General features: G+C 73.9%; 7 protein-coding genes. 5 read left to right on the top strand and 2 right to left on the bottom strand.

Annotated features, from left to right (window positions below; translation table 11 throughout):
* Positions 1–5 precede the first annotated feature (5 nt).
* The gene (locus ACFVZW_RS15265) at positions 6–1,028 is read right to left on the bottom strand and encodes a zinc-dependent alcohol dehydrogenase family protein (protein ID WP_384521117.1); all 1,023 of its coding nucleotides are present in this window, start codon (positions 1,026–1,028) and stop codon (positions 6–8) included.
* Between the two features lie 87 nt (positions 1,029–1,115).
* On the opposite strand from ACFVZW_RS15265, the gene ACFVZW_RS15270 reads away from it, so the two are divergent.
* From ACFVZW_RS15270 to ACFVZW_RS15285, 4 genes are all read left to right on the top strand, one after another.
* The gene (locus tag ACFVZW_RS15270) at positions 1,116–2,111 is read left to right on the top strand and encodes an AraC family transcriptional regulator (protein ID WP_384521119.1); all 996 of its coding nucleotides are present in this window, start codon (positions 1,116–1,118) and stop codon (positions 2,109–2,111) included.
* Between the two features lie 98 nt (positions 2,112–2,209).
* Positions 2,210–2,686 (top strand): GNAT family N-acetyltransferase, encoded by a 477-nt coding sequence (locus ACFVZW_RS15275; protein WP_384521122.1) that lies wholly within the window; start codon positions 2,210–2,212, stop codon positions 2,684–2,686.
* A 62-nt stretch (positions 2,687–2,748) separates the two neighbouring features.
* Positions 2,749–3,447 (top strand): DsbA family oxidoreductase, encoded by a 699-nt coding sequence (locus tag ACFVZW_RS15280; RefSeq protein WP_384521125.1) that lies wholly within the window; start codon positions 2,749–2,751, stop codon positions 3,445–3,447.
* 231 nt (positions 3,448–3,678) lie between these two features.
* A complete protein-coding gene (locus ACFVZW_RS15285) occupies positions 3,679–4,734 on the top strand; it encodes an aminotransferase class V-fold PLP-dependent enzyme (RefSeq protein WP_384521128.1) in 1,056 nt (351 codons plus the stop codon).
* A gap of 45 nt (positions 4,735–4,779) precedes the next feature.
* Here ACFVZW_RS15285 and ACFVZW_RS15290 read toward each other — a convergent pair whose 3' ends face one another.
* Entirely contained in the window at positions 4,780–5,319 is a 540-nt protein-coding gene (locus tag ACFVZW_RS15290; protein WP_384521131.1) for a MarR family winged helix-turn-helix transcriptional regulator, read from the bottom strand.
* A gap of 126 nt (positions 5,320–5,445) precedes the next feature.
* Here ACFVZW_RS15290 and ACFVZW_RS15295 point away from each other — a divergent pair, with 126 nt between their 5' ends.
* Positions 5,446–6,513: an alkene reductase gene (locus ACFVZW_RS15295; RefSeq protein ID WP_384521132.1), complete on the top strand. Its 1,068-nt coding sequence runs from the start codon at positions 5,446–5,448 to the stop codon at positions 6,511–6,513.
* The last annotated feature ends 109 nt before the right edge of the window (positions 6,514–6,622 follow it).

Here is a 6,622-nt window from a genome sequence, read left to right on the forward strand (position 1 = left end):
CGGGGTCAGACACGCACGACGATCTTCCCGATGTGCGTGTCCGACTCCATCAGCCGATGGGCGTCGGTGATCCGCTCCAGCCCCTCGAAGGTCCGGGCGATCACCGGCGCCAGGGAGCCGTCGCGCAGACCGGAGCCGATGAACCCGGCGATCCGGCGCCGCCCCTCCTCGTCGCGCACCACCGCACCGTTGGCGTAACCCCGCACGGTGAGCGGCCAGTTCAGCGACATCGTGGCCGGCCGGGGATCGAGCCAGCCGTACAGCACCGCCGTGCCGCCCGGCTCCAGCGCGTTCCCGAGCTCCGCGAACCCCGGCCCGCCGATGGCGTCGAACACCAGCCGCGCGCCCCGGCCCCCGGTGAACCGCCGCACCTCCTTCACCACGGACTCGCTCTCGGTCGTGATCACCCGCGCCGCGCCCAGGTCGAGCAGCCGCTGCCGCTTCCCCTCGCCCCGCGTCGTGGCGATCGGCACCGCGCCGATCCGCAGCGCGACCTGGATCGCGGCCGTCCCCACCCCGCTGGACGCCCCCGTGATCACCACCGGGTCGCCCGGGCGCAGCCCGCCCGCCTCCACCATGCCGCCGTACGCGGTCGAGTAGGTCAGCCACGAGGCGGCCGCGGTCACCGCGTCCACGCCCTCGGGCCTGCGCACCACGTACTCCTCGGGCAGCACCACCCGCTCCGCGTACACCCCGTGCACCCCGAAGTCGAAGTTGGCGGCCGCCATGACCGGATCGCCGACGGCGTACGCCGTGACGCCCGCGCCGACCGCCTCGACCACCCCCGCCGCCTCGTACCCGAGCCGGGAGCCGGGGAGCGTGGCCGGGTAGTAGTACGTGCCCGCGCGGAACAGGGCCTCGGCGCGGTTCAGGCCGATCGCCTCGACGCGGAGGAGCACCTCGCCGGGACCCGGCGCGGGGAGCGGAACCTCCTCGACGGTCAGCACCTCGGGTCCCCCGAGCTCGTGGAACAGCACCGCGCGTGTCATCTGCCGAGTCGTCATGTCAGTCGTGATGTCGGTCGTCATGTCCTCGACCGTAGACAGGCGCGGAGAGACGTTCCATGTCCCGGAACCTCCCCACCATGTCCGTCCGTCTCGCGGTACCGTGCGGCCATGGACGTACTGAGCGATGCCGTCGCGGCCATGCGCACCGGGCGCCCGCACTCCTCCCGTACCGTCAACTCCGGCTCCTGGGGCTTCCGTTTCCCGCCGAGCAAGGGCGCCGGCTTCCATGTGGTGGTCCAGGGCGCGGCCTGGCTCAGGCCGCCGGGCGACGGCGAGCCCGTCGAACTCCGCCCCGGTGACGTGGTCCTGCTCGCCCACGGCACCGGCCACGGGCTCGCCGGGCGGCCCGACGCTCCGCTCGTCGACGCCGTGCAGGCCCCCGACGGCTCCTGGCCCACCCCGCCCGACCGGGCACCCGCCCGCGCGGACGAGACCCTGCTGCTGTGCGGCGCGTACCAGGTGAGCAGGGCCCGGGCCCACCCCCTCTTCACCGAGCTGCCGCCGTACGTGCACATCCCCGCCCGGGCCGGCGCCCACCCCCGGCTGCGCGCCGCGGTCGACCTGCTCGGCGCCGAACTCGCCGACCCGCAGCCCGGATCCGACGCGCTCGTGCCCGCCCTGCTCGACACCCTGCTCGTCCTGATGCTGCGCACCTGGTGGCTCACCGAACGCCCCGACCGCACCACCGGCTGGTCCGCCGCCCTGAGCGACCCGGTCGTCACCGCCGCCCTCCGTGCGATCCACGCCGACCCGGCCCGATCGTGGACGGTGGAGGAACTCGGTGCCGAGGGCGGCCTCTCCCGCGCGGCCTTCGCCCGCCGCTTCACCACGCTGGTGGGCCGGCCGCCGCTGGCGTATCTGACGTGGTGGCGCATGGCGACGGCGGGACGACTGCTCCGCACCGACGACACCCCGCTCCGTACCGTCGCCCAACGTGCGGGCTATACCTCGGAGTTCGCCTTCGCCAAGGCGTTCAAGCGGGAGTACGGGGTGGCCCCCGGCCAGTACCGCCGCGCGTCGACGCGGAGCGCTGGTGGGCCTACGGCCGTCGGCGCGGCAGCCGCGCCGACGCCAGAGCCGTCACCGCCAGGAAGGCCGCGCTGACCGTCAGACTCGTCCGCAGCGAGCCCGGCACGCCCCGGTCGGCCGCCGGCGGGCCGGAGTCTCGCAACCACGGGCGGCGGCGACGCGTCCCCGGCAGCATGATCAGAATCGCGACCGCCGACGACCTCGACGCCATCGCCGCCCTGCACCTGGAGGCCCGGTCCACCTACTACCGCGGCCACATCCCCGACGTCGAGTTCGAGGGCCCCGAGGAGCTCGCCCGCACCAGGGAGGGCTGGAGCAGGGCCGTGGCGCGCGGCACCGTGCTCTGTGCCGAGCGCGACGGCCGGCCGGTGGGCGTCGCCGCCTACGGCCGGGTCGACGGGGTCATGACACTCACCCAGCTCCATGTCCTGCCCGCGCGGTGGCGCGCCGGGGTCGGCACCGCGCTCCACGGCGCCTGCGTGGACCTCTGGCGGTCCATGGGCGTCGAGACCGCCCGGCTGGAGGTCTTCGAGCGGAACGAGCGGGCCCGGGCCTTCTACGCAGCGCACGGCTGGACCCCGGACACCGACGCCCCGCGCTCCGGCCGCCACCTCGTGCTCCGCCTCACAGTGGGCCCCGCGACGGAATGATTCCGGTGCCCGGTGGTGTTGCCGCCATGGAACACCCCCCGACCCCGGAGAGAAGCAAGAACATGCGCGTCGAGATCTGGAGCGACATCGCCTGCCCGTGGTGCTACATCGGCAAGGCCCGCTTCGAGAAGGGGCTCGCGGACTTCGCCCACCGTGACGACGTCGAGGTGGTGCACCGCTCCTTCGAGCTCGACCCGAACCGGCCCAAGGGTGACACCGCCCCGGTGATCGACATGCTGGCGAAGAAGTACGGCCGCACCCTGGACGAGGCCCGCGCCATGGAGGCCCATGTCGCCTCCAACGCGCACTCCGAGGGGCTCGAGTACCGCACCGAGGGCCGCGACCACGGCAACACCTTCGACATCCACCGCCTGCTGCACCTCGCCAAGGAGCGCGGCCGGCAGAACGAGCTGCTCGACCTCGCCTACCGCGCCAACTTCGCCGAGGAGCGCTCCGTCTTCGACGCCGAGACCCTCGTACGGCTCGGGGTCGAGGCCGGTCTGGAGGAGGCCGAGGTCCGCTCCGTGCTCGCCGACGAGAGCGCGTACGCGGACGCGGTGCGGGCGGACGAGCGCGAGGCCGCCGAACTCGGCGCGAACGGCGTGCCGTTCTTCGTCCTCGACCGCCGCTACGGCATCTCCGGCGGCCAGCCCGTCGAGGTCTTCACCCAGGCCCTGGAGCAGGCGTGGCAGGGCCGGGCGCTGCAGCCGGTCGGCGGCGACGCCGCCGCCTGCGACGTCGACGGCAACTGCGAGGTCTGACCGGCTCCGCCCCTCCCTCGGAGCCCCGCCCCGGCCCCGGACGCGGACCGTCCGGGGCCGAGTGGTTCCCGGGGGCCTGGGATGCCTGACGGCCTCCGGACGTCTTCGGCGGAGCCGTGCACCGACTCCGCGCCCCGGCACGTCTCTGACCTGCGCACATAAGCCGGGCTTGGCTTCTCCCCATGATCAACGGCGATTGACGGCGGGTCGGGGGGACCCCAGGCTGGGGTCATGGATGCCAACGAACCCCTCGGCGGAGCCGAGTTCGCGCCGAAGCAGACGTATCTGAACACCTCCGCCTGCGCGCTGCTGCCGCGCCGCACCATCGAGGCGGTCACCCTGCTCGCCGAGGAGACGGCGGACGGCCGTCCGGCCGGGGCCGGCGACTTCGAGATCGTCGCGGAGGCCCGCGCCACCTTCGCCCGGCTCATGTCCGTCCACCCGGACCGGGTGGCCGTCGGCAGCTCGGTCTCCGTGCACATCGGGATGATCGCCCAATCGATGCCCGCGGGGGCCGAGATCCTCTTCCCCGAGGGCGACTTCAGCTCCGTCATCACACCGTTCACGGTCCGCGGCGACCTCAAGACCCGCTTCGTCCCGCTGGAGCGGCTCGCCGAGTCCATCGGCCCCGAGACCCATCTCGTCGCCTTCTCCGCCGTGCAGTCCGCGGACGGCCGGACGGCCGACTTCGCCGCCGTACGGGCCGCGGCGGCCGCGCACGGCACCCGTACGCTCGTCGACGCCACGCAGTCGGCGGGCTGGCTGCCGCTGCGGGCGGGGGAGTGGGACTACACCGTGGCCGGTGGCTACAAGTTCCTGCTCTGCCCGCGCGGGGCGTCCTTCCTCACCGTCACGGAGGAGGCGCAGGACACCCTGGTCCCGATCCACGCGGGGTGGGTGACGGGCGAGGAGCTGTGGACCAACAGCTACGGACCGGTGCGCGAACTGGCCCGGTCGGCACGGCGGTTCGACGAGCCGCCGGCCTTCCTCTCGTACCACGGGGCCGCCCGTTCGCTCGCCCTGCTCGAGGAGATCGGCATCGAGCGGATCGAGGCCCACAACAAGGCCCTCGCGGCTCGCTTCCGGGCGGGGCTCGTGGGGCTGGGGCACGCGCCGGTGCCGGACGTCTCCGGAGTCGTCGGCGTGCCGGGCCTCGGCGACCGGCAGGCCGCGCTCCGGGAGGCGGGTGTCCTGATGTCCGCCCGCGCGGGCTTCCTGCGGGCGTCCTTCCACCTCTACAACAGCGCGACGGACGTGGACCGCGCGCTGGAGGTCCTCGCCGGCTGACCCGGCTGACCCGGCCGCCCCCGGCCGACCCGGCCCCCGGCAGCCCTAGGGGGCCCGTACCGCCTTCGGCTCCGAGCAGTCGCCCGTCTCCGCGCCTCCCGACTCCGCGCACAGGTTCCCCTCGACCTTCGCCAGGAGCCGCGCGAGGTCGGCGCGCTCGGCCGGGGTGAGCCCGGCCAGGGTGTACTCCTCCAGGCCGGTCCAGACGTCCGCGACCCCCGACCGCAGCGCGCCGCCCCCGTCCGCCGCCGCGACGAGCACCGCGCGCCGGTCGGTGGGGTCCGGGCTGCGTCGCACATGGCCGCTCTGCTCCAGGCGCTGGAGCATCTTGGTGACCGTCGAGGGGTCGAGTCCCATCGCCTTGATCAGCTCCGACTGCCGGACCGGCCCGCAGTCCCACAGGCACATCATCAGGAACTCCTGGCCCGGGAAGAGCCCGACCTCCTTGAGCAGCCGGCCCGCGGCGATCCGGTGCAGCCGGGCCACACGGGACAGGGCGTGGCTCACCGGTCCCCCCAGTGCGGCGGTCGGCAGCGGCCCGCTACAGGCGGGGTCCGACGAGGGCGCGGACGGGGACTCGGGCATCGCTTGCTCCTTGCGGCGGGCTCCTGCGGGTGAGGTGTCCCAGATTACCTTGGTCGGCCAAGTAATGCGTTACAGTGACATCAGGCCGAATACTTGGCCGACCACATAAATGGTTGGGAGACCGTCATGACCACTGCCTTCGACCCCATCGACCTCGCCGGCACACGGCTCGCCAACCGCATCGCCATGGCCCCGATGACCCGCAGCCGCGCCCACAACGAGGGCCGGACCCCGACCGCACTGGTGGCCGAGTACTACGCCCAGCGCGCCTCCGCCGGCCTGATCATCACCGAAGGCACCCAGCCCTCCGCCGTCGGCCAGGGCTACCCGAACACCCCCGGCCTGCACAGCCCCGAGCAGACGACCGCCTGGCGCGAGGTCACCGACGCCGTCCACGAGCGCGGCGGCAGGATCTTCGCCCAGCTCATGCACTCCGGCCGGATCGGCCACCCCGACCTCCTCGACGGCGACCTCCACCCGGTCGGCCCGTCCGCCGTCCGCCCCGAGGGACAGCTCTACACCCTCGACGGCCTCAAGGACTTCGTCACCCCGCGTGAGCTGACCGCCGAAGAGGTACGCGCCACGGTCGCCGAGTTCGCGTCCGCCGCGCGCAACGCCGTCGCCGCCGGCTTCGACGGAGTCGAGATCCACGGGGCCAACGGCTACCTCGTCCACCAGTTCCTCGCCACCGGCTCCAACCACCGCACCGACGAGTGGGGCGGCTCCGTGGAGAACCGGATCAGGTTCGCCGTCGAGGTGGTCAAGGCCGTCGCCGCCGAGATCGGCCCCGAGCGCACCGGCCTGCGGATCTCCCCGGCCAACCCCTACAACGACATCACGGAGACCGAGTCGGAGGAGACGTACACCGCGCTGGTCGAGGCGATCGACCCGCTCGGCATCGCGTATCTGCACGTCACCGAGGCCGTCCCGGACATCCGCGAGCTGACGCTCACGCTGCGCAAGCGGTTCTCCGGCACCTTCGTCCTCAACCCGGCGACCGAGGGCCCGACCGGGGCCGAGTCGCTGGCCCTGATCGAGGACGGGACCGCGGACATGGTCGCGTACGGCCAGCTCTTCATCGCCAACCCCGACCTGCCGGCCCGGCTGCGGAACGACGGCCCGTACAACACCCCGGACCGTGCCTCCTTCTTCGGCGGCGACCACCGCGGCTACACCGACTACCCGGCGCTGTGAGGGACCCGGGGGGGGGGGCCCCCCGCCCCCCCCCCCCCCCCGGGGGAGCCGGCGCGCCGCCCCCCCCCCCGGGGGGGGCCCCCCCCCCCGCAAAACCGCCCCCCCCCCC

Source organism: Streptomyces sp. NPDC059567 (genome assembly GCF_042735655.1).
Lineage (GTDB): Bacteria > Actinomycetota > Actinomycetes > Streptomycetales > Streptomycetaceae > Streptomyces.